The sequence below is a fragment of the Streptomyces sp. 11-1-2 genome, from assembly GCF_003595545.1.
Lineage (GTDB): Bacteria > Actinomycetota > Actinomycetes > Streptomycetales > Streptomycetaceae > Streptomyces > Streptomyces hygroscopicus_B.
In genome coordinates this window covers 320,219-343,256 of sequence record NZ_CP022545.1, presented here as the reverse complement: position 1 = coordinate 343,256, position 23,038 = coordinate 320,219, and the positions used below count along the sequence as shown (strand labels likewise).

General features: G+C 69.5%; 16 protein-coding genes and 1 pseudogene. 13 read left to right on the top strand and 4 right to left on the bottom strand.

The features are described 5' to 3' along the window. The first annotated feature begins 175 nt into the window (after positions 1–175). Positions 176–313, top strand: coding sequence for a hypothetical protein (locus CGL27_RS49755; protein ID WP_162952840.1), 138 nt, complete (start codon positions 176–178; stop codon positions 311–313). A gap of 114 nt (positions 314–427) precedes the next feature. Here the strand turns inward: CGL27_RS49755 and CGL27_RS01645 are convergent, their stop codons facing one another. After that, positions 428–619 carry a hypothetical protein gene (locus CGL27_RS01645; protein WP_119983922.1) on the bottom strand — a complete coding sequence of 64 codons (192 nt, stop codon included), beginning with the start codon at positions 617–619 and terminating at the stop codon, positions 428–430. Positions 620–901: 282 nt separating this feature from the next. Between CGL27_RS01645 and CGL27_RS01640 the strand changes: the two genes are divergently transcribed. The 3 genes from CGL27_RS01640 (at position 902) to CGL27_RS01625 (ending at position 4,169) form a co-directional block, all read left to right on the top strand. Beyond that, positions 902–2,449 carry a histidine ammonia-lyase gene (locus CGL27_RS01640; RefSeq protein ID WP_119983920.1) on the top strand — a complete coding sequence of 516 codons (1,548 nt, stop codon included), beginning with the start codon at positions 902–904 and terminating at the stop codon, positions 2,447–2,449. Between the two features lie 800 nt (positions 2,450–3,249). Further along, entirely contained in the window at positions 3,250–3,780 is a 531-nt protein-coding gene (locus CGL27_RS01630; RefSeq protein WP_119983918.1) for a hypothetical protein, read from the top strand. Between the two features lie 89 nt (positions 3,781–3,869). After that, positions 3,870–4,169, top strand: coding sequence for a tail fiber domain-containing protein (locus tag CGL27_RS01625; protein WP_240450313.1), 300 nt, complete (start codon positions 3,870–3,872; stop codon positions 4,167–4,169). A gap of 274 nt (positions 4,170–4,443) precedes the next feature. Here CGL27_RS01625 and CGL27_RS01620 read toward each other — a convergent pair. The 3 genes and pseudogenes from CGL27_RS01620 to CGL27_RS01610 all read right to left on the bottom strand — a co-directional run. Further along, a pseudogene (locus CGL27_RS01620) lies at positions 4,444–4,583 on the bottom strand (IS110 family transposase); the annotation flags it as partial. Positions 4,584–4,594: 11 nt separating this feature from the next. Further along, the gene (locus tag CGL27_RS51405) at positions 4,595–5,395 is read right to left on the bottom strand and encodes a heparinase II/III family protein (RefSeq protein WP_240450312.1); all 801 of its coding nucleotides are present in this window, start codon (positions 5,393–5,395) and stop codon (positions 4,595–4,597) included. 646 nt (positions 5,396–6,041) lie between these two features. Continuing rightward, positions 6,042–7,877 (bottom strand): glycosyl hydrolase family 28-related protein, encoded by a 1,836-nt coding sequence (locus CGL27_RS01610; RefSeq protein ID WP_240450311.1) that lies wholly within the window; start codon positions 7,875–7,877, stop codon positions 6,042–6,044. A gap of 411 nt (positions 7,878–8,288) precedes the next feature. On the opposite strand from CGL27_RS01610, the gene CGL27_RS01605 reads away from it, so the two are divergent. The 9 genes from CGL27_RS01605 (at position 8,289) to CGL27_RS01565 (ending at position 22,999) form a co-directional block, all read left to right on the top strand. After that, complete coding sequence (locus CGL27_RS01605) at positions 8,289–8,945, top strand: ThuA domain-containing protein (protein WP_237298341.1); 657 nt, start codon at positions 8,289–8,291, stop codon at positions 8,943–8,945. Positions 8,946–8,950: 5 nt separating this feature from the next. Continuing rightward, a complete protein-coding gene (locus CGL27_RS01600; RefSeq protein WP_119994201.1) occupies positions 8,951–10,039 on the top strand; it encodes a Gfo/Idh/MocA family oxidoreductase in 1,089 nt (362 codons plus the stop codon). A 50-nt stretch (positions 10,040–10,089) separates the two neighbouring features. Continuing rightward, entirely contained in the window at positions 10,090–13,095 is a 3,006-nt protein-coding gene (locus CGL27_RS01595; RefSeq protein WP_119983914.1) for a glycoside hydrolase family 38 C-terminal domain-containing protein, read from the top strand. Positions 13,096–13,183: 88 nt separating this feature from the next. After that, a complete protein-coding gene (locus tag CGL27_RS01590; RefSeq protein ID WP_119983912.1) occupies positions 13,184–14,185 on the top strand; it encodes a hydroxyacid dehydrogenase in 1,002 nt (333 codons plus the stop codon). 146 nt (positions 14,186–14,331) lie between these two features. Beyond that, a complete protein-coding gene (locus CGL27_RS01585; protein WP_119983910.1) occupies positions 14,332–15,303 on the top strand; it encodes an ABC transporter permease subunit in 972 nt (323 codons plus the stop codon). Continuing rightward, on the top strand, positions 15,300–16,241 hold the full coding sequence (locus tag CGL27_RS01580; RefSeq protein WP_119983908.1) for a carbohydrate ABC transporter permease: 942 nt from the start codon (positions 15,300–15,302) through the stop codon (positions 16,239–16,241). Before CGL27_RS01585 ends, CGL27_RS01580 begins: the two co-directional genes overlap by 4 nt. Positions 16,242–16,249: 8 nt before the next feature. Further along, complete coding sequence (locus CGL27_RS01575; RefSeq protein WP_240450310.1) at positions 16,250–17,908, top strand: substrate-binding domain-containing protein; 1,659 nt, start codon at positions 16,250–16,252, stop codon at positions 17,906–17,908. Beyond that, positions 17,905–19,857 carry a DUF2264 domain-containing protein gene (locus CGL27_RS01570; RefSeq protein WP_119983906.1) on the top strand — a complete coding sequence of 651 codons (1,953 nt, stop codon included), beginning with the start codon at positions 17,905–17,907 and terminating at the stop codon, positions 19,855–19,857. The genes CGL27_RS01575 and CGL27_RS01570 overlap by 4 nt, the downstream gene beginning before the upstream one ends. A 28-nt stretch (positions 19,858–19,885) precedes the next feature. Further along, on the top strand, positions 19,886–22,999 hold the full coding sequence (locus CGL27_RS01565) for a glycoside hydrolase family 38 C-terminal domain-containing protein (protein WP_119983904.1): 3,114 nt from the start codon (positions 19,886–19,888) through the stop codon (positions 22,997–22,999). Positions 23,000–23,038 lie beyond the last annotated feature (39 nt).

Here is a 23,038-nt window from a genome sequence, read left to right as displayed (position 1 = left end):
GGAAGTCGGCGACCTCGCCGGGCATGTCGAGGGCGACCGGCAGCTCCGGGGCCGGTGGCGGTGCGCTCGGGCATGAGGTCGGAGACGGCAGTGCGGACGGCGCCGCGGCTGACGCCGTGCTCGCGGGCCAGGGCGGCGATGGAGCGGCATCTCGAGCTGGATCAACACCACTTCGATGGCCGGCTTCTCTGGCGCCTTCGCCGCTGGGGGCAAGTACCACCTGTTGGACGCGGACGAGTACTGGGTCAAGTTCCCCGAGTTCGAGCACTGCGACGCCAGCAGGCAACTGTGGTGCACCGTCCCTGAGCCGTAAACGACTAGAGCCTGTCCGGTCGATCATGTGCGGAGCCAGATGACGAGAGCTACGACGGTGACGGTGCCGAGGTAGCCGTAGCCGTGTCTGTCGTAGCGCGTGGACGCGTACGTTTCACCGCGTCGGCAACTGCGGAGGTATGAGCACCGCCTGCAGAGCCGGACCGACGCGCCGGACGATCGCCTCGCGATCTTCCTCGGCGAGCACGGAGACTCCAGACCTGGTTCTGAGCGGCGTTTCGTGGAGGGGCAGGTCGTGCAGCGTCGGCGCGGGCGTCGAGACGTCCCAGTCGTGCGTGCCCGTCATCGGTCCACCGCCCTTGCCAAGCCTTAAATAAAATGATTCATTCACCTGGCGAGTGAATGGAACCATGTCAAGCGCGAGGGGATGTCTATGGCCGTCGTGCTGACGCAGCCCGCTGCGGACGGTCGCGCCCTGGTCGGCACGCCGCCAGCCGCCGTCCGCTCCCGCAGTGCCATCGGGACTGGCAAGCCTTACCGCGCTCGCCGAGGTGGGACCGGCGCTGGCCGCGCGGGCCACCGTTCATCTACCCCATCGCCGACTGCTGACCTACCTGAGAGGGTCCCCATGCCTGCCCATGAGATCACGGCTGTCACCTTGGGTGAGGAGCCGATCACCATCGAGCAGTTCGTCGCGGTCGCTCGGTACGGGGCCCAGGTCGATTTCGATGCGACTTATGTCGACCGGGTGCGCAAGTCACGCGCGATGGTGGAGCGCTTCCTGGCTGAGAACCGCTTGGTGTACGGGGTTACCACCGGATTCGGCGACAACGTCACGAAGGTGATCGACCCGGCGGATGCCGAGCAGCTGCAGCGCAATATTGTGCGCTCCCACGCCGTGTCGGTCGGTGAACCGCTGCCCACCGAGATCGTCCGTGCCATCGCGCTGATGGAGCTGGTCGGCCTCGGCGAAGGTTATTCCGGCATCCGGTTCGAGACCCTGGGCCTGCTTCGACGGATGCTCAACGCCCGGGTCACGCCGCACGTACCCGGCGAGGGTTCCGTCGGCTACCTGGCCCCAGAGGCGCACATGGCTCTTGTGCTGCTGGGAGAGGGCCGGGCCTGGTACGGCGACGAACTGCTGCCCGGGGCCGAGGCGTTGACCCGGATCGGGGAGCAGCCGACACGGCTCGGCTGCAAGGAAGGTCTGTCGCTCACCAACGGGACGCACTCGGTCACCGCGATCGCCGTCCTCGCCACCTATGACGCCTGCCTCGCGGCGAGCACCGCCGACGTCGCCGCGAGCCTGACGGTGCAGGCACTCAAGGGCACCGTCCGCGCCTACGACGCCCGGATCCAGGAGCGCAAGCGGCACCCCGAGCAGGCCGCGGTCGCCGAGAACCTGCGACGGCTGACCGAGTCCAGCGAGATCAGCGCCAAGTTCATCGACCATCGGCTCCAGGACAGCTACAGCCTGCGCGGGATCCCGCAGGTGCACGGCGGTGCGAAGCGGGCGCTCGCGCAGGCCCGGGAGGTCATCGTCGAGGAGCTGCACTCGGTGGGCGACAACCCGGTCATCCACCCCGAGGGCGAGGGCGAGGACGGGATGGCGCTGAGCGGGGGAAACTTCGACAGCACGTACGTCGGCATCCAGGCCGACACCATGGTGAACGCGATGACCGTGCTGGCCAAGATGTCCGAGCGCCGCACCGACCGCATGGTCAACAACAACTTCAGCGAGCTGCCCGCTTTCCTGGTTCGCCGACCAGGACTCAACAGTGGCTACATGATCGCGCAGTACACGGCCGCCGCGCTGACCATGGAGCTGCGCGGCATGGCGGTGCCGGCAACCGCGGACACCGTTACCACCTCGGCCAACCAGGAGGACACGATCAGCAACGCCTATCTGGCGGCGCTGAAAGCCTACCGGGCGGCGCGCAAGCTCGGCTACGTCGTAGCGATCGAGGTGATGTGCGCCGTGCAGGCGCTCGACCTGCTCGCGCCGCTCCTGCCCTCGCCGGCAACGCAGGCGCTGCGGGCCAGGATCCGGGAGACCGTACCGACCGTCAACGAGGACCGGGTCTTCCACGGCGATATAGAGCACATCGCCGAGCTCGTGCGAAGCGGGGAGGCGCTGCGGGTCGTCGAGGACGTGGTCGGCCCGCTGCGCCGCTGAGGTCGGGCTGTATTCCCTTCATGTGGTGGGCCTCGCCGCATGAAGGGCTTGGCTGTGCGGCCCTGGAGGCTCGCGGTATCGAGGGCGGCCCCGATACCAGGCCGCGAGCGTCGTCGGGAGCTCCACTCCTACGGCCACCTCCGCCGCCGTGATGTCGGCTTCACCAGCCGGAGGGCGCAGCAAATCGGCCGAAGCAGCAGCGTGCTCACGCAGCCAGGTCTCGATACGCCCCCAGGCCGCGGCCACCCGTTGCGTATCGTCAATCATGCTGAACACCCTATCGGCCGCGGTCGGCACGGCCATGACCATCGCCGACGGCGGCCATCCAGGCACGGCCTCGCAGGCGGCGGTTGCCCAACGGTCGGGCAGCCGACTGGTGGCAAGACTCCGACACCCTTGCAGGCCGACGGCCGACCGGTGCCGGGGATGGTCGTCTCGGCTGATGGCTCCACGGCCCTGATGCAGTTCCAGTTCGACGAACAGACCTATGAGCTTCCCTCCGGGGCTATCGACAGCACCGTGAAGGCCGCTGAGCAGAAGGCTGGGCGTGGCCATCTCGAGGTCCCGCCGTCGGCGGTTTGTGCCCGCCCGTCTCGTTCGTCACCGTGCTGCTGGCGGTTCATCAGATGGTGCGAACTTGTGGTTGTCACTCGGTGGGACCGCATGTGGCGCGCATACGCTCTGTCGCGTCGTCCCAAAGGGGGCGGCATCCGTCGGGCGCTGCCTGCGCCCCGACCGCCCCGGCCGTCCATGGGCCGGTGGTGCGGATCGTGTTCTGGCAGTTCACATATGGAGGGGACATGACCTCTTTAGGTAGTAAGGCTGTCGTGGTGATGGCTGCGGCGTTGGCGTCGATGGGCGTGGGGAGCGGCGCCATCGCGTCTGCGACCAGCCTCCCGGCGGCGTCGTGCAGCGGTGGTGCGGACTGCTCCGCTTTGGCTCCGGTCAATATGGCCGCCAGCCAGGGCTCTTTGAACGTCACGCAGATGCAGTTGGAGAACATCAGCGCGACCGTTGTCGACGCCGTTACCGGACAGCCCGTCCGCGGCGTGCAGGTCCATTTCTACGCCGCCGGCGGTCGACTGCTGGGGACGGCCTACACGAATTACAGCGGTATCGCCGCGATCGCCGCATCAGAGAACCTCGGCCCCGGCACGGTCCAGGAACTGCTGGCCGGCTACGAGGCCGTGCTGCTCGGGGACGGCGTCCACACCCCGGCCTCCGCGCACGGAGCGATCACCGTCGGAGACGACTTCGTGCCCCTCGGAAGTCTGCTTTTCAGTGACCGTACGCTCAAGCGGGACGTGGTCCCGGTCGACTGGAGCCGGTAGGGGTGCGGTTCTTCCGTCGGCGGTCCTGGGCGGCTGACCGAGGCGCCCCGGCTCGGCTTTCGGCCGAGGCGTCGCGGGAGAGTGGCGGTGTGGCCCCGGTCGGCGCGGTCAACGGCTATGCGGTCCTGCGGACCGTGGCCGCGCTGCCCGTCAGCACCTGGCGCTACCACTGGGAGCCCGAGAGCGTGCGTCACCTCGGACCGATGGCCCAGGACTGGCACGCTGCCTTCGGCTTCAACCAGGACGACACCAGGATTCCCGTCGTCGACGGCCTCGGCGTCGCCCTGGTGTGCATTCAGGCGCTGCAGCGCCGTGTGGAAGAGCTCACGGCCGAAGTGGATCGTCTGCGAGAGGCCGCGAGCGGGAGCAGGCCCGAGGCCGTGCCGTAAGCGTTCGCGCGGGTCGGCGTGTGGTCATGCCGAGAGTTGGTCCCAGTGGGTCGGTCAGCCACGAGGGCAGTACAGGCACAGGTCCTCCGGTGATCAGAGAGCGTCACAACTCCATGATCGTCAGGACCTGCGCCTGTACTACTACCGGCGTCGCTCCTCACGCGCCTATTCGCGCGAGCCCTAAGAGGTTGTCCTACATGTTGAGTTGGGCCAGGGGCTTGTAGCAGGCCAGGGCTGGGGCGAGACTGAGGAAGGCCAGGTGGGCGGCGGTGGGGCGTTCCAGCGGCCAGGTCACGGCCTGGTGGTCCGGACGCGGCCCGAGCACGTGTTGCGGCGAGGGTGGAACTGGGTGAGCGGGCCGCGCATCCGGTTGGAGGTGCGGGTGGTCCCGGCCGCGAGATCCTGGCCGAAGCCGAATCGCGCTCTCAGTTGTTGTTGGGCAGCGGGCGCGCCACGAGCATGTGCCGTCCCGTGCGTTCGGGGCGGCGTGCGGTGAGGATCAGTCGGTGGACCGCAGGACCCCATACGCGAGTGAAGGCGAGGTCAGTGAGGGATATGGTCTCCGCCTCGGCGGTGAATGCAGCGGTATCCCAGTTCAGGGCCAAGCCGCGTCCTGTCGGGGGGCTGACGGTGGCCCAGCCCTCGGGCCGCACCGACAGATCGCCGCTGACCAGCAGATGCAGGGCCAGGGATCGGGGCGTGGTCGCGCAGTGCCAGGTTTCGTCGATCTCGACGCGCTCGTCCGCGCCGCGCACGAGCCGGACGGTCCGCAGCCATGATGTGAGTTGTGCCTGCGGCGGGTAGGCGGAGCCCAGATCACACGTCAATTCATCGGTGTCCGTATTGTGGATGGCGGCCACTTGGGACGCCCGGAAGTCCGGGCCGGGCCGCTGGCCGACACCGTTGACGACGGGCACGTTGTGGTACTCGCTGGTCATCGACCAGATTCCGTAGCGGTCAGGGCTGAAGGTCTCCTTGCGGTAGGTGCCGACCCCGACGTCGATGAGCAGCGGGTGGGCGTCGAGGGCGACGATGAACGAGCCGACGTCGTTGTGGTTGTGGCTCTCGCCGTTGTGACCCGCCTTGGCCGCCACGAGCAGCCCGCGCGTGTCACCTGCCGTCGCGCGGGCCACGAGAACCTGCGTGTCCGGCAGCCAGGCGCGCGCGGGCAGCGGGAAGTCGGCGGGCCGGGTGGTGTGCCACTCGGTGTCGAACAGGGCATCCAACGTGCGGCGCAGGTCGAAGGGTTCGTCGCCCTCGACGGGCAGTGCGGGGTCTGGGTCGGCGCGCAGGGCGCGGGCACACCCGGAAGTCGTGGGCGGGCCAGGCCCAGGTCGTCTCCTCGCACAACGCCCATACGCCGTCCATCACCTCGTCGAGGAAGGCGGTTCGGCGGTCGTCGGTGGTGGGACACAGGGCGGCGGCGAGGACCGCCCGGCCGAGCCGGGCCCGCCGGGCGAACACCGGTGTCTGGTAGCCCCAGCGGTCGCCGTCGCGGGCGAAGCGGGCGAACAGTGAGGCGGGCAGGTCGGGCCAGGGGCGACCGAGCGAGGCACTGGCTTCCTCGAGCACACGGGCTCGCGCACGCGGCGCGATCGCTTCCCACGCGCCGCGGTCGGTGGCAGGGGGCACAGGACTCCACTGACCTATGGGCGGCATTCGCGTGGCGATCAAGGACGGCGGAAACAGGCGTGTCAGGCGCGGGAATCCGGGGTCGGACGCGGACTTCTCTGAGGTCATGTTCTCTTTTCCTCGGCAGGTCAGGAGCGCTGCGGCGACCTCCGCCACCGCGGCGGCCACGTCGCCTGAAGCGACACCATGTCCGGCGGTCCCCGATGCGGAGGACCGCCAGACCGTCTCAGGCGGGAGACGTCAGGTGGTGATCGTGAACGTGTCCTTTGAATCGTTCTGAGTCGCGACCTGGCCCGGGCGCAGGTTCTTCACCGTGTTGCCCCGGAAAGTGCCGGTGCCGGTGACACCCGACGCGATCCAGATGCCCTGGTTGGCGGGGCCGTCGACGGTGTTGTTCGTGAGCGTCGCCCTAATGTTCTTCTTGTCGATGTACAAACCGGCACGCAGGGCGCCTTGCATCACGTTGTCGGTCATGGTGACGTTCGTGTATGCGTCAGGGAACTGTGACGTGGGGGTCGGGGAGCCGATTCGCACCCCGTGCCGGACGCCGTTCCAGCCGCCGCCACCGATCAGGACGTTGCCGCTCACCGTGGCGGACTCCAGTGCGTGTCCCGAGTCGCCGAACACGCTGATCTCCAGCGCGCTGTTCGAGGACACGCTCTTCACCAGGTTGTTCTTGAACTGGATGTCCTTGCCGCCGGCGATCCGCAGGCCGTTGGCCCACCAGGGTGCGATCGCGGTGTTGTTCAGCACCCGGGCGCCACTGAGCTGGGCGTTGTCATGGTTGGTGCCGGAGTCGGAGTACACGGCGAAGGAGTCGTCGCCGGTACCCCGGGCGAAGTTGTTCTGGACCGTGATGTTGTCGCCCTTTGTGTCCGGACCGGGCTTGTTGCTGTTGTTGATGTTGAAGCCGTCGCCGTACGAGTCCGCGGTCCGGCTGTCGCGGATGGTGCCGCCGGTGCCGGACAGCCAGTTCGCGTCGGTGTGCCGGGTCCAGATCCGCTCGATCAGCCAGCCCTTGGCGCCGCTGGCATTGATGCCGTAGTCCGCGCCGCCGGGGCCGCGGACGTCCCGCCAGATGGCGTTGGCGTCGATCTGTATGTCGCTCAGCTTGGTACCGGAGCCGACCAGGATCTGTGTGCGCTGCTTGGCGGGCAGCGGGGGCTTACGGTAGATCGTCGAGTACCACATGCCGGCGCCGCGCACGGTCACGCCGGTGAAGTCCAGCGGCGCGGCGCCCTCGAAGCTGTTCGTGAGGTACGTCCCCTCCGGGATCCAGACCGGCTTGCCTTGTGCCCGGGCGGTGTCCACTGTCTTCTGGATGGCGGTCGTCGAGTCCTTTTCGAACGTCGGGTCCGCGCCGTAGTCGACGACGGAGAGCGAGCCGTCCGGCCGGGTACGCGCCGGCCCGACGTTCTCCAGGTCGACGGAGTCGACGGCGTAGAAGGTGGCCTTGTCGCCGGAGTCCTTCTGGAGCGTGACGTTGCTGCCCACCGGGATGGGATCGCCCTTCACCCGGACGGGGAACTCGTTGTAGAAGCGGTAGGCCGCCCCGCCGGCGTTCGGGTCGTCCGGGTTGGTGCTCGCGCCCCGGTAGTTCCACGCCTGCTTGGAGCTCAACGTGATCGCCTGACGGTACGTGCCGTCGACGTAGAGGCTGAGCGAGGCGGTGATGCCGCCGCCCTCCGGCGCGTCCGGAATCGAGGCACGTACCACGAGGGTGTTCGCCTGCTTGCCGGTCCTGTTCGGCATCGACACCGATTCGCCGGTTTCATCCAGCTTGGCATAGGCGTAGCCGGACGCCTCGGTCTCCAGCGTTGCCTTCGTGGGCGCTGGGTCGCCCGGCTTGATGGAGTGGATGTCGGCACCGCCGGCCAGCTTGCCGGACTCGGTTTCGACGGTCGTAAAGGGCGTCTTGGCGCCGGCCGAGGCCGTCACCTCGGCGTTCGCGGCGATGGTGTCCGCGCCGATGGTGTCCGCGTGGCCTTCGGCCTCGGGCAGAACGGTCAGGGCGCCGGCGCCGAGTACGGCGGCGCCGAGAAACCAGACGGAGATCCGTCGGGTCCTGCGATGCATGTGTCACCTCTCGATACGGGATGAACGACGGGGTGGGCGTGGGGAGAGGCCCTGGTCATGCAAGGGGTGAGTGCGGGTGCACCACTGCGGCAGCGGCAAGCGGAGCCGGGGGCTTCGCGCCGGGGACACGAAAGTCCATCGAATGGCCTTAGTCAATGCGCCGGACAAGAACCGACGTGATTCCACCGGGACTTGCCCCTCGGGTTCATCGGCCGCGGCGTGCCGGGGCCGATGGTTCGTCCAACATATTGACAAACCGCGTTCGGCGTTCGTACGTTCACCTCGCACTCACCCCGACGACCAGCCCGAGCAGTAGCAACTCCCGCTGTTCCACGGCCGTCGGGTGCCCTCACCCCGAACCCCTACCGCCGCACTACGCATATGCGGCGCCGATGGGAGCGTGCTTTCACCTTGACCAGCGACACCCGGCGGGCACTCGTCGTCCGTGGCGGTTGGGACGGGCACCAACCCGTGACGATCAGCGACGGATTCGTGCCCTTCCTCAAGGATCAGGGGTTCACCGTCGAGACCTCCGAGGACCTCGCGGTGTACGAGGACACGGAGCGGCTCGCCGCCACCGACCTGATCGTGCAGTGCTGGACGATGGGGACGATCACCCCGCAGCAGCGCGACAACCTCGCCGCTGCGGTCCGGGCCGGCACCGGCCTGGCCGGCTGGCACGGCGGCATCGTCGACTGCTTCCACGACCACGGCTACCACCTGCTGACCGGTGGCAAGTTCGTGATGCACCCGCCGGGCTTCCACGACCACACCTACCGGCTGTCGCCCGAGCACCCCGACCACCCGATCATCGCGGGACTCGACGACTTCGCGGTCCACAGCGAGCAGTACTGGGTCCTCACCGACCCGCACATCGACGTCCTGGCCACCACCACCTTCCCGGCCGACGAGGTGCACGACCGGACCGTGGTGATGCCCGCGGTGTGGACGAGGACCTGGGGCGCCGGCCGGGTCTTCGTATCGACCATCGGGCACAAGCCCGACGACTTCGACGTGCCCGAGGTGCGCACGCTGACCGAGAGGGGACTGCTGTGGGCGAGCCGCTGAAGCCTTTGACGTCGTCGAAACCTCTGAATATCGGCATCGTGGGCGCGGGCAAGATCAGCGGCGCCTACCTCTCGACGCTGGAGCGCCTGACGTCCGTGCGGCTGACCGCCGTCACCGACCTCGATCGGAGCCGGGCGCAGGGCGTCGCGGACCAAGGCGGGGGAGCGGTGGCCGTGGTGCCGTCCGTCGCGGACCTCGTGGCACGGGACGATGTGGACGCCGTCCTCAACCTCACCATCCCGGCCGCCCACGCGGACGTCGCCCTCGCGGCGCTCGGCGCGGGCAAGCACGTGTACGGCGAGAAGCCGCTCGCGGCGAACCGCGAAGAGGCCGACGCCGTGCTGATTGCCGCGCGCGAGGCGGGGCTTCGCATCGGCTGCGCTCCCGACACGGTCCTCGGCACCGGGACGCAGACCGCGCGCAAGGCGGTCGACGACGGGCTGATCGGCAGGCCGGTCGCGGCGACGGCCTTCATGACGACCGCGGGCCACGAGAAGTGGCACCCGGACCCAGAGTTCTACTACCAGCCCGGCGGCGGCCCGCTCCTCGACATGGGCCCCTACTACCTGTCGGCCCTGGTTCATCTGCTCGGGCCGGTCGTCAAGGTGACGGGCGCGTCCTCCCGGCCGCGTACGGAGCGGGCCATCGGAAGCGGCCCGCGCGCCGGACACACCTTCCCGGTGGAGATCGACACCCACATCACCGGCGTCCTGGAACACGCGGACGGCGCCCTGTCCACACTGGTGATGAGCTTCGACATCAAGGCCGCGCGGCTGCCCCGCATCGAGGTGCACGGCACCGACGCCTCGCTGTCGGTGCCCGACCCGAACGGCTTCGACGGCACCGTCGAGATCCACCGCGGCGACGCGTGGGAGACCCTGCCGGTGTCCGCCGGTTACCTGGACGCGGGTCGGGGCGTGGGTCTCGCGGATCTCGCCGATGCCCTGGCCGACGACCGCCCGCATCGTGCGTCGGCCGAACTCGCCGCACACGTCCTCGACATCATGCTGACCCTCATGGACGCGGCCGGCCAGGGGCGCGCCCTGCCGGTGACCAGCATGTGCGAGCGCCCTGCCCCGGTGGGCGGTCACTGAGCGACGCCCTCGCCACCCCGCCCCGCTCGCAGCGACAGGAGACCCCTTTCATGCACGACGACCGGAAGCTGGTCGAAGCACGCCTGGAACGCGTCCTGAGGGAACGTATCCGGCCGGCCGTCCACCCCGTCACCACCCCCCTGACCGTGGAGATCTGGTCCACCGACGGCGAGCCCGTGCCCGTGGCCGACGGCCTCGCGGCACCGACGAGCCCCATCGCCACCGGCACCCCGTGGGGCACGCCGTGGGGGACCAGCTGGTTCGAGGTGACCGGCACCGTGCCCGCCGAGTGGGCGGGCCGCACCGTCGAGGCGGTCCTCGACCTCGGCTTCACCCCGCGCACCCCCGGCTTCCAGTGCGAGGGCCTCGTGTACCGGCCCGACGGCACCCCGGTCAAGGGACTCCACCCGCGCAACAACCACGTCCGCGTGGGCGCACCCGTCGCGGGCGGGGAGCAGGTGCACTGGCGCGTCGAGGCGGCCTCCAACCCGGACCTCGACGCGAGCGGGGTGCCGTTCCAGCCGACGCCGATGGGCGACAAGGCGACCGCCGGGGGCGCACCCCAGTACGTGCTCGGCGAGATGCGCCTGGCCGTCTTCGACGAGACGGTATGGAACCTGGTCATGGACCTGGAGGTGCTCGGTGAGCTGATGGCCGAGCTGCCCTTGGACGGGGCGCGCCGCTGGGAGATCCTGCGGGCGGTCGGCCGTGCGCTGGACGCCGTCGACCTGCAGGACGTGAACGGGACGGCGCGGGCCGCGCGCGACGAACTCGCCGATGTGCTCGCCACGCCTGCGGCCCCCGCCGCGCACCGCATCAGCGCCGTCGGTCACGCCCACATCGACTCGGCGTGGCTGTGGCCGCTGCGCGAGACGGTCCGCAAGGTGGCCCGCACGGCGTCCAACATGACGCAACTCCTCCAGGACGAGCCGGAGTTCGTCTTCACGATGTCGCAGGCCCAGCAGTTCGCATGGATCAAGGAGCACCGGCCCGAGGTGTACGCGAAGGTCAAGGAGGCCGTCGCGGACGGCCGGTTCGTACCGGCCGGCGGGATGTGGGTGGAGTCCGATACCAACATGCCGGGTTCGGAGGCGATGGCCCGCCAGTTCGTGCACGGCAAGAGGTTCTTCCTGGCGGAGTTCGGCGTCGAGAACGACGAGGCGTGGCTGCCCGACACCTTCGGTTTCGCGGCCGGCCTGCCGCAGATCATCAAGGCCGCCGGGTCCAAGAGGCTGCTCACCCAGAAGATCTCCTGGAGCCGCACCAACTCCTTCCCGCACCACACCTTCCTCTGGGAGGGCATAGACGGCACCCGCATCTTCACGCACTTCCCGCCCGTCGATTCGTACAACTGCGAAATGAGCGGGCGCCAACTAGCCCATGCCGCAAGGAACTTCAAGGAGAAAGGCGTTGCGACGCGCTCTCTCGCGCCGACCGGTTACGGCGACGGCGGTGGCGGCACCACGCGCGAGATGGTCGCGAAGGCGGCCCGGATGCGCAGCCTGGCGGGCGCGCCGGCCATCGAATGGGAGGCCCCCGCCGACTTCTTCGCGAAGGCGGAGGCCGAGTACCCACAGCCTCCGGTGTGGGTCGGCGAGTTGTACCTGGAGCTGCACCGCGCGACCCTGACCAGCCAGGCGCAGACCAAGCGGGGCAACCGGCGCAGCGAGTCCCTGCTGACCGAGGCCGAGCTGTGGGCGGCGACGGCTGCCGCGCGTACCGGGTTCCGCTACCCGTACGAGGAGCTGGACCGGATCTGGAAGACGGTGCTGCTGCACCAGTTCCACGACATCCTGCCCGGCTCGTCCATCGCCTGGGTGCACCGCGAGGCGCGGGAGACGTACGCGCGCCTGGCCGGGGAGCTGGAGGACATCATCGCGGCGGCGCAGCGGGCGCTCGCCGGTGATGCCTCGGGCGGGCGGGAGCTGGTGTTCAACCCGGCGCCGCACAGCCGTGGTTCGATACCGGCCGGAGGTGCGTCGGTGCCTACGGGCGAAGGTGGGGTGGTCCCGGTCCCGCGTGACGGAGGCTACATTCTCGACAACGGCCTCCTGCGCGTCGAGATCGACGGACGCGGGCTGGTCGTCTCCGCGTACGACCGCGTCGCCGGCCGGGAGGCGATCGCCCCGGGGCAGGTGGCCAACCTCCTCCAGCTCCACCCCGACTTCCCCAACCAGTGGGACGCCTGGGACGTCGATGCCTTCTACCGCAACGTCGGCAGCGACCTCACCGACGGCGCCACGCTGTCCGTCGAGGGCGGCGCGGTGCGCATCGCGCGGGCCTTCGGCGCCTCACGCGTTACGCAACTGCTCTCCGTTCCGGCCGACGCCAAGCGGCTCGACATCGTGACCGAGGTCGACTGGCACGAGACGGAGAAGTTCCTGAAGCTCGCCTTCCCGCTGGACGTGAAGGCCGACCGGTATGCCTCCGAGACCCAGTTCGGTCACGTGTACCGGCCTACCCACCAGAACACGAGCTGGGAGTGGGCCAAGTTCGAGGCGTGCAACCACCGTTTCGTACACGTCGACGAGCCCGGCTGGGGCGTCGCCGTCGTCAATGACTCGACGTACGGCCACGACCTCACCCGCACCGCGGACACGAGCACGGTCCGGGCGTCCCTGCTGCGGGCGCCCCGCTACCCGGACCCGGAGACGGACCAGGGTGTGCACCGGTTCCGGCACGCGCTGGTGCCGGGCGCCACGATCGGCGACGCGGTCCGCGAGGGGTACCGGATCAACCTGCCCGAGCGCCGGGTCACCGGCACCGCCGCGGAGGTCGCCCCGCTGGTGACCGTTGACAACGATGCCGTCGTCATCAGCGCGGTGAAACTCGCCGACGACCGCGGCGGCGACCTGGTGGTCCGCCTCTACGAGGCGCACGGGGGCCGCACCCGCGCCACCGTCCGCGTCGACGGCTTCGCGCCCGAACGGGCCTTCGCCACCGACTTGTTGGAGCGCCCGCTCGTCGACGCCGAGCCGCCCACACCGGTCGACGGCGGGCTCGTCCTCGCCCTGCGTCCGTTCCAGATGGTCACCCTGCGGCTGCCCCGCGCCTGATGGCGCGCCGCACCGGTACGGCGGCCGCCTCCCGTCTGCCGTACCGATGCGGTTCCCCGACCAGTACGTATCGAAAGAGGACCCAGGCATGACAGCCCGAGCAGAGTGCTCCGAACTCCCCGGAGCCGTATGCGTCATGAGTCCCGGTGTCGCCGATCTCGTACTCCCGAAAGAGCTCTGCGAACGGCTCGCGTCGCATGTGCGGCTCGTCTCCCGCGGCGACCGTTTCCAGGCCGGCGCGCTCGCCGACGCCGAGATCCTCATCAGCGGTTGGGGGTGCCCCCGCCTCACGGCCGACGTGCTGGCCGAGGCTCCCCGCCTGAAGGCCGTCATGCATGCCGCCGGCACCGTCAAGTCACTGGTCAGCGACGCGCTGTGGGAGCGCGGCATCGTCGTGTCCTCGGCGGCCGACGCCAACGCGGGCCCGGTCGTCTCGCAGACCCTCGCCCTCATCACACTCGCCGCCCGGCGCACCCTGGCCATGGCGGCGGGCTACGCCGGCGGCTGGCCGGCCACCGCCGACCGGCGGGGCGCCGACGGCCTCAGTGTCGGCATCATCGGCGCTTCCCGCATCGGCCGCCGGGTGATCACCGAGCTGGTGCGCGCCGACGCCGGGTACGAGGTGCTGCTGTACGACCCGTACGTGACGGACGAAGAGGCGCGCGGGCTCGGCGCGCACCGTGTCCCGCTGGCCGAACTGTGCCGCCGCTCACAGGTGGTGAGCGTCCACGCGCCGCAGCTGCGGGAGACGACGGGCCTGCTCGACTCCGGGATGCTGGCGCTCCTCCCCGACGGAGGCGCGCTGATCAACACCGCCCGGGGTGCGATCGTCGACACCGACGCCCTGACCCGGGAGTGTGCCACGGGTCGCATCGAGGCCTACCTCGATGTGACGGATCCCGAACCCCTTCCGCCCGGCCACCCGTTGCTGTCCCTGCCGAACGTGCTGGTGACCCCGCACATCGCCGGCGCACAGGGCTCCGAGATCCGCCGGCTCGGCGAGTACGCGACCGCCGAGGTCGTGCGGTGGGTTTCGGGCGAGCCGCTGCTTGGCGAGGTCACCCGCGAGACGCTCGCGCGGCTGGCCTGAGCCGCTGTCGCGACGGGCCCGGAAGGGCCACACGCCAATCAACCCACGCCCCCACGGACGCCAATTCACCTATCGCACCATCCCCATATTGCCGACCCCGAGAGGGGACCGACGGCGCCTGCCTCCCGCTGAAAGGGCCGTACACCATGACAACGCTTGATCAACCGGCCGCCTCCGCCGCGGCCGAGAAGGGCAGGTCGGCGGGCCGGGGTGGATCGCGACCGCGTCGTCGCCGGGACACGGCCCTGTTCTGGTTCGTGATTCCGGGCCTCGTTGTCCTGCTGCTGTTCCACTACATCCCGCTGCTCGGCAACGTGATCGCCTTCCAGGACTACCAGCCGTACATCGGCATCCTGCACAGTCCGTGGAGCGGGCTGAAGAACTTCGACGTGCTGTTCAACGGCGACGAGCAGTTCGTGCACGCGCTGGTGAACACTCTCGAACTCACCCTGATCCAGGTCGTGTTCGTGTTTCCCGCGCCGATCCTTCTCGCCCTCGCGCTGAACAGCCTGGTCAGCGAGCGCGTAAAGAAGTGGATCCAGAACGTCCTGTACCTGCCGCACTTCCTGTCGTGGGTGGTCGTCGTCGCGCTCTTCCAGCAGATGCTCGGCAACACCGGTGTGCTCAACCTGTTTCTGCAGGCCCACGACATGGGCACCTGGAACATCATCGGCAGCCCCGAACTGTTCAAGTCGCTGCTCACCTCGCAGGTCATCTGGCGCGACACCGGCTGGGGCACGATCCTCTTCCTCGCCGCACTCTCCCGCGTCGACAGCGACCTCTACGAGGCGGCAGCCATGGACGGCGCGAGCCGCCTGCGGCAGACCTGGCACGTCACGCTTCCGGCGCTGCGCGGCCTGGTGGTTCTGCTGCTCATCCTGCGCCTCGGCGACGCCCTCTCGGTCGGTTTCGAGCAGATCCTGCTGCAGCAGGACGGCGTCGGCCTCGACAACAGCGAGGTGCTCGACACTTACATCTACAACCACGGCCTCGTCGCCGGTGACTGGGGTGTCAGCGCCGCCGTCGGCCTCGTCAAGGGCCTGGTGGGCGTAGCGCTCGTGCTGGGCGCCAACAAGTTCGCCCACTTCTTCGGCGAGGAAGGTGTCTACCGGAAATGACCACCCTCAATCCCGCGCACCCGGTGCGCCGCAGGCCGCACAGGTCCTACAGCGCCATCCCCGGCGAGACCCCCGGCTCCCCGCCGTGGCGTGTGCTCAAGTCGTTGATCCTGCTGGTCTGCGTGGTCCTGGTCCTGCTGCCGTTCCTCGCCATCATCTCGACCTCGCTCGCCGACACCGTGCAGGTCACCAAGGCCGGGGGCTACGTGATGTGGCCGGATCACCCGTCCTTCGGCGCATACAAGGCACTCCTGAACGGCGGCCTGGTCTCCCGGGCCATGCTCATCAGCGTCGGCATCACCGTCGTCGGCACCGCGCTCAGCCTCTTCTGCTCGATCATGCTGGCGTACGGGCTCAGCCGGCCCGGCTCCTACGGGCACCGGCCCGTGCTGATGCTGCTGCTGATGTCGATGCTGTTCGCACCCGGCGTCATCCCCAGCTACCTGATGATCAAGCAGCTCCATCTGATCAACAGCTACTGGTCGTTGATCCTGCCCGGCCTGATCAACGGGTTCAACGTGATCGTGCTGCGCTCCTTCTTCATGGGCATCCCCAAGGAGCTCATCGACTCGGCGCGCATCGACGGCGCCTCCGAATGGAAGATCCTCACCCGGATGGTGCTGCCGCTGTCGAAGGCGTCGGTCGCCGTCATCGGCCTGTTCTACGCGGTCACGTACTGGAACGCCTTCTTCAACGCGCTGCTGTACATCAACGACGCTGCGAAGTGGCCGATGCAGATGGTGCTGCGGACGTACGTCATCAACAACGCGCAGCTCAGTGGCGGTCAGGTCGACGTCGCGGCCGGTGCGCCGCTGCCGCCGTCGCAGTCGCTGCAGGCGGCGATCCTGGTTCTGTCGATCGTGCCCATCGTGGTTATCTACCCCTTCCTTCAGCGGCACATGAACAAGGGCGTGATGGTCGGGGCGGTGAAGGGATGAACACCCCTATGAACGACACCCCCTTGAACAACAGCCCTCTGCGGCGACCCCTGAGCAGGCGCGGCTTCCTCGCCTCCGCCGCCGGTGTCGTGGCGGGCGTGACCCTCGCCGGCTGCGGCGACTACAAGCCTCCGTCCACCGCCGACGCCAACAAGGTGGCCCGGCTGCCCACGTACATCCCGTACAAGGGCGTCGAGACCTCGATGCCGGCCACCGCGGACGGCGTCGCACCCGCCTATCTGCACTACCCGGCCGATCCGGTCACGGCATTCCCCGACGGGCCGCCCGCCAAGGGCCCGGCGATCACCATCCAGACGCTGATCTTCAACCCGGTGCCGCCGCCCGTGGACCGCAACGTCCTGTGGCAGCACCTGAACAAGAGCATCGGCTGTGACCTCAACTTCGAGATCACGCCCGTCGGCGACTATCCGCCGAAGTTCGCCGTGACGATCGCGGGCGGCGATCTGCCCGACGCGATGCTGATGCTCAGGCCGGACCAGAACTCGGCGGCGACCCCGGACATGCTGGACACCCTCTTCGAGGACCTCACCCCGCATCTGTCCGGCGACAACATCCGCGACTACCCGTACCTGGCGAACATCCCCACCGCGTCCTGGGCGCCGTGCGTGCGCAACGGTGGCATCTACGCGCTGCCGATGCCGCGCCCGCTGTCCGGCGGCCCCATGTACACCCGCCTCGACCTCATCAAGAAGAGGGGCCTCGACCCCAACCCGCAGTCCTGGGACGAGTTCGCCAAGCTGTGCAAGGACGTCACCGACGCCAAGCACAACCAGTACGCCCTGGGCGACAGCGTCACCGCCTGGGAGTTCGTCATGAAGATGCTGTCGGGACCCAACAAGTGGCGTGCGGAGAACGGCAAGTTCACCTGGTACTTCGAGAGCGAGGAGGCCAAGCAGGCCCTCGACGCGGTCCGCCGGCTCACCAAGGCCGGGGTGATGCACCCGGACACCTACAGCGTCAACAACAAGTCGAAGGACTGGTTCGGCGGCGGGCAGAACGTCATGCGCCCCGACGCGCCCGCCGCGTGGAACGACTTCTACACCACCTACGCGCCCGCCACGAAGGGCTTCGAACTCGGCTACATGATGGCGCCGGGCTTCGACGGCGGCGAAGGCAGCCAGTGGCAGGGCGATGCCAACTACGCCACGCTCATCATCAAGAAGGCCCCCAAGGCGCGCATCCAGCAGATCCTGCGAGCCATGAACGCGCTCGCGGCCCCCTTCGGCACGGACGCCTACCTGCTGCGCAAGTACGGAGTGCCGGGCCCGGACCACACCATCAAGGGCACCGACCCGGTCCTCACCCCGCAGGGCCGGGCGGAGAACACCCTGCCGACGATCTTCGCGACGGACGCGCCGTTCACCCTGTACTACCCGGCCAAGCCGGACATCGTTCACACGCAGTACGCCTTCCAGAAGGAAGCCGTCAAAAAGCTGATCCCCAACCCGGCGGAGCCGCTGTACTCACCGACCGACTCCAAGAAATCCAAGCTCTTCGGCACCCTTCTGGACGACACCCGCAAGGGCATCATGCAGGGCCGTGTCCCGCTCAAGGAGTGGGACGACGCGATGAGGAACTGGCGCAAGGAAGCCGGGGACCAGATCCGCCGCGAGTTCGAACAGGCATGGGAGACCCGTACCTCATGACCCGGACCACCCGAACCACCCGCACTCCGGCCGAGGACCGCGCCCACTGGGAAGAGACCGCGGACCGCATGCTGCTCGCCGTACGGCCCTACGCGCGCGACGACCACGCCCTGATCGACCTGCCCGGTGTGCCGAGCCACAACGGCGTACTGAGCGACGGCCTCGAAGGCTTCGCCCGCACGTTCCTGCTGGCCGGCTTCCGGCTGGCGGGCGCGGGCGGAGCCGACCCGCACGACTTCGCCGGCTGGTACGCGGCCGGACTCGCCGCCGGAACCGACCCGGGCAACCCCGGCCGCTGGCCCACGTTCGCCGAGTCCAACCAGGCCAAGGTCGAAGCCGCGTCCATCGCGCTCGCGCTGCACGAGACCCGGCCGTGGATCTGGGACCGCCTGGGGGCGAAGGTCCAGCAGCAGGTGCTGGACTGGCTCGCCGACATGGTCGGCAACCTGATGCCCGGCAACAACTGGATCTGGTTCCAGGGCGTCACCGAGGCGTTCGCCCGCACCGTGGGCGGCGCTTGGCTCCAAACGGACCTCGACCGGACCATCGCGCTGACCGACGGCTGGTACGCGGGCGACGGCTGGTACTCCGATGGCCTCACCGGCGCCGGGCACCGCAACTTCGACCACTACAACGGCTGGGCCATGCACCTGTACCCGCTGTGGTTCTGCCGCATCCTCGGTGACGCGGCGCCCAGCGGCCTGCTCGACCGGTACCGGGCCCGGCTGCGGCGGTTCCTCGAGGACCAGCGGCTACTGGTCGGCGGGAACGGCTCGCCGCTGATCCAGGGCCGCTCCCTCACCTACCGGCACGCCGCACTCGCGTCGGTGTGGACCGGCGCGCTCTTCGACGCCACCCCACTGGCGCCCGGGGAGACCCGGGCGATCGCGAGCCGCATGCTCGACCACTTCACCGAGCACGGGGCCGCCGACGCGGAAGGGCTGCTCACCCTCGGCTGGCACCGGCCCTTCCGCGGCGTGCTCCAGGTGTACTCGGGTCCTGCCTCTCCGTACTGGGCGAGCAAGGGTTTCATCGGCCTCGCCCTGCCGCCGGACCACCCGGTGTGGACCGAGGAAGCGGTGCCACTCGCTGTTGAACAGGGCGATTTCGAGCGGGCGTTGGCAGCGCCGGGCTGGCTCGTCTCCGGCACGGCTGCCGACGGTGTCGTACGCGTCGTCAATCACGGTGGCGACCATTCCGACCCTGCCCGGCCGCACGCCGACGATCCCGGCTACGCGCGGTTCGCCTATTCCACGCACACCGCGCCGGAGACTCCCGGCGACCCCACTGTCCGCGGCGGCAGCGCGGACGCGGACCCGCTCGACAACGCGGTCGTGCTGCTCGACGAGGCCGGGCGGGCTTCGCACCGTCGCCCCGCCACAAGAATCTCCCTGGACGGCACCACAGCCGTCTCACGCTCCCGCGCGCACTGGCTCGACGACGCCACCTGGGACGTGTTCGGCGGCCCCGACGCCCCGTACGTCTTCGGCCCCTGGATCACTGTCGGCTCGGCGCTGCGCGGCTCGGTCGAGGTCCGGGCCGTACGCGTCGACCCCGCCCCGGAAGACGAATCCGCCGCTCATGTGCTGCGCGTCGGCGGCTGGGCGCTGGTGCTCGACAAGGCGCCGGAGGAGAGTGGGACCGCCCGGGTCCGCGGCGCGGACGGACTGGTCTCTCTTGTTGTGGGCGCGCGAGGACTGCCGCACTCCCGCACCGTCACCGGGGCCGAGAGCAACGCCCTTGGCCCCCTCTCTGCCACCCCCGTAGTGGAGACCGGGGGAGCGGTAGCCCATGGCACCCTCCACGTCGCCCTGATCCACCTCGGTGGCACCGATCCGACCGCCCTGCCCGACGTCACCACCCGCGCCGAAGGCGCCGACCTGCTCGCGGACGTGACCTGGCCGGACGGCGGACAGGACACCATCCGGCTGCCCGCCCCCAACGCCTGAACGTACGACCTTTGGAAGGACCACTTCCGTGCATGACGACCGCCGGATCATCGAGGCCCGGATCCGCAAGCTGCTGGACCGGGTGATCCGCCCCGCCCTCTACAGCGATGTACGCCCCCTCTCGCTCAGCGCGTGGTACGTGGACGGCGAGCCGGTCCCGGTGAGCGATGCGCTCGCCGCCGACTACGAGCCGTTCACACTCGGTGCCGCGTGGGGCAGCCCCTGGGCGACGACCTGGATGCGGGCCCGCGCCGAGATCCCGCAGGAATGGTCGGGGCGCCGCGCAGAGGCCGTCTTCGACCTCGATTTCGACCTGACCAAGGGGCCCGGCGGCCAGGCGGAGGGCCTGGTCCACGACGCCCAGGGCGCGCCGCTCCAGGGCCTGCACCCGTACAGCCGCAGCGTCCTCCTCGCCGATTCGGCGACCGGTGGCGACCACGTCGATCTGCTGATCGAGCTGGCCGCCAACCCGCCCATCACCGGGAGCGCCGGTCTGAACACCCACCACGGCTCGCCGGAGACCGCGGGCGACGCACCCCTCTACCGCCTCAAGCAGGCCGAGATCGCGGTGCGCGAGGACGACGTCTGGCACCTCATCCACGACATCGAGGTGCTCGATGAGCTGATGCACGAACTGCCGCTCGGCTCCACCCGGCGCCACGAGATCCGGTACGCGCTGCGCCGGGCCGCCGATGCCGTCGACCCGGCCGACGTCGCGGTGACGGCGGCCCGGGCCCGGGCACAGCTCGTCGACGTACTGTCCCGGCCCGCACATGCCTCCGCGCACACCCTCGCCGCCGTCGGCCACGCCCATATCGATTCGGCCTGGCTGTGGCCGGTGCGGGAGACCGTGCGCAAGTGCGCCCGCACCTTCACCAACATGACCACCCTCGCGCAGGAGTACCCGGAGCTGGTCTTCGCCTGTTCCTCGGCGCAGCAGTACGCGTGGATGAAGGAGCAGCGGCCAGAGATCTTCGCCCGGATCAAGCAGGCGGCGGCGCAAGGGAACTGGGTGCCGGTCGGCGGCATGTGGGTCGAAGCCGACGGCAACCTTCCCGGCGGAGAGGCCCTGGCCCGCCAACTCGTCTACGGACGGCGCTTCTTCGCGGCGGAGTTCGGCGTCGAGCAGCGCGGCGTCTGGCTGCCCGACTCGTTCGGCTACACCGCCGCCTACCCGCAGCTCGCCAAGCTGGCGGGGGCGGAGTGGTTTCTCACCCAGAAGCTCTCCTGGAACGAGACGAACAAGCTGCCGCACCACACCTTCGCCTGGGAAGGCATCGACGGCACCCGCGTCTTCACCCACTTCCCGCCGGTCGACAACTACAACGCCTCCCTGACGGCACGCGAGAACGTCCACGCCGAAGCCAACTTCAACGACAAGGGGGTGGCCACCCGCTCTCTGGTTCCGTTCGGATACGGCGACGGCGGTGGCGGCCCCACTCGTTCGATGCTGGAGAAGGCCCGCCGCCTGCGGGACCTCGAAGGCTCGCCGAAGGTTGTCATCGAATCGCCCGACGCCTTCTTCGCGGCGGCCCGCACCGAGCGTGAAGGCAGTCAACTGCCGGTCTGGCGAGGCGAGTTGTATCTGGAAACCCATCGCGGCACGTACACCAGTCAGGCCCGCACCAAGCGCGGCAACCGGCGCAGTGAGGCGCTGTTGCGGGAGGCCGAGCTCTGGGCCGCCACCGCCGCCGTCCGGGCCGGGGCCCCGTACCCGTACGAGCGTCTCGAATCGCTGTGGCAGCGTGTGCTGCTCAACCAGTTTCACGACATCCTGCCCGGCTCGTCCATCGCCTGGGTGCACCAGCAGGCCGAACGTGAATACGCCGAGATCGAGGCTGAACTGGAGACGCTGATCGCCGACGCGGCAGGGCAGTTGCCGGGCCGGCCCGCGCTGCTCAACGCCGGGCCGTACGCGCGCCGCGAGGTCGCCGTCCTCCGTGACGGAGCCGGGGAGTTCGCCGGGGCGCAGCCCCTGTCGGACGGACGCACGGCCGTCCTCGCCGAGGTCGGTGCCCTCGCCTCCGGCGGCACGGTCGATGCCCCCCGGGGTTCTGCCACCGGAACGGCGAAGGACGGCGGCTTCGTCCTCGGGAACGGGGTCGTGACCGTCGTCGTCGACCGGCGCGGGCTGATCACCTCGGTCTACGACCACGCCGCGCAGCGCGAGGCGATCGCCCCCGGTACCGTGGGCAACCTCCTCCAGCTCCACCCCGACGACCCCAACCTGTGGTCGGCCTGGAACATCGACACGTACTATCGCGACGTCGTGCACGACCTCGACGAGGCCGAGTCGGTGACGCTCATGGACGAAGGGCCGCTGCTCACGTCCGTGCGAGTCGAGCGCGTCCACGGCGACTCCCGGTTCATCCAGCACATCGAACTCGCCGCCGAGAGCCACCAGGTCACCGTCCGCAACGACATCGACTGGCAGCAGCGCGACACCGTACTGAAGGCGGCCTGGCCGCTCGACGTGCACGCGGAGCGGGAGAGCGCCGAGATCCAGTTCGGCCACGTACAGCGGCCCACGCACGAGAACACCAGCTGGGACGCGGCCCGCTTCGAACTGTGGGCACACCGCTGGGTGCACGTCGGCGAACGGCACTGGGGTGCCGCCCTGCTCACCGACTCCACGTACGGGCACGACGTCCGCCGGGACACGCGCGAGGACGGCGGCACCACCACGACGCTGCGGCTCTCCCTCCTCCGCGCGCCGCACAGCCCCGACCCGCGGGCCGACCGCGGGCAGCACAGTTTCACGTACGCGCTGCTCGCCGGCGCCCGGATCGAGGAGGCCATCGCGGGCGGCTACGCGCTGAACCTCCCCCTGCGCCCCGCACCGGCCGCGCTCGACGCCCTCGTCTCGGTCGACACCACCGACGTGGTGGTGGAGTCGGTGAAGCTCGCCGACGACCGCGGCGGCGATGTCGTGGTCCGCCTGTACGAGGCGTGCGGCGGGGCGGTCGCGGCACGGCTGTCCGCGGGATTTCCGATCACCACCGCCCTGGACTGCGACCTTCTGGAACAGCCCAATGGGAAACTGTCCTCGTCCGACAGTGACCCCTTGGACCTCCACTTCCGGCCGTTCCAAGTCCGGACCCTGCGTCTGCGGCCTACGATGCCCCAGAAGGAGGCAAGGTGACGACGGTGAAGACCGAGAAGTCGGCAATCCGGCGCGGCA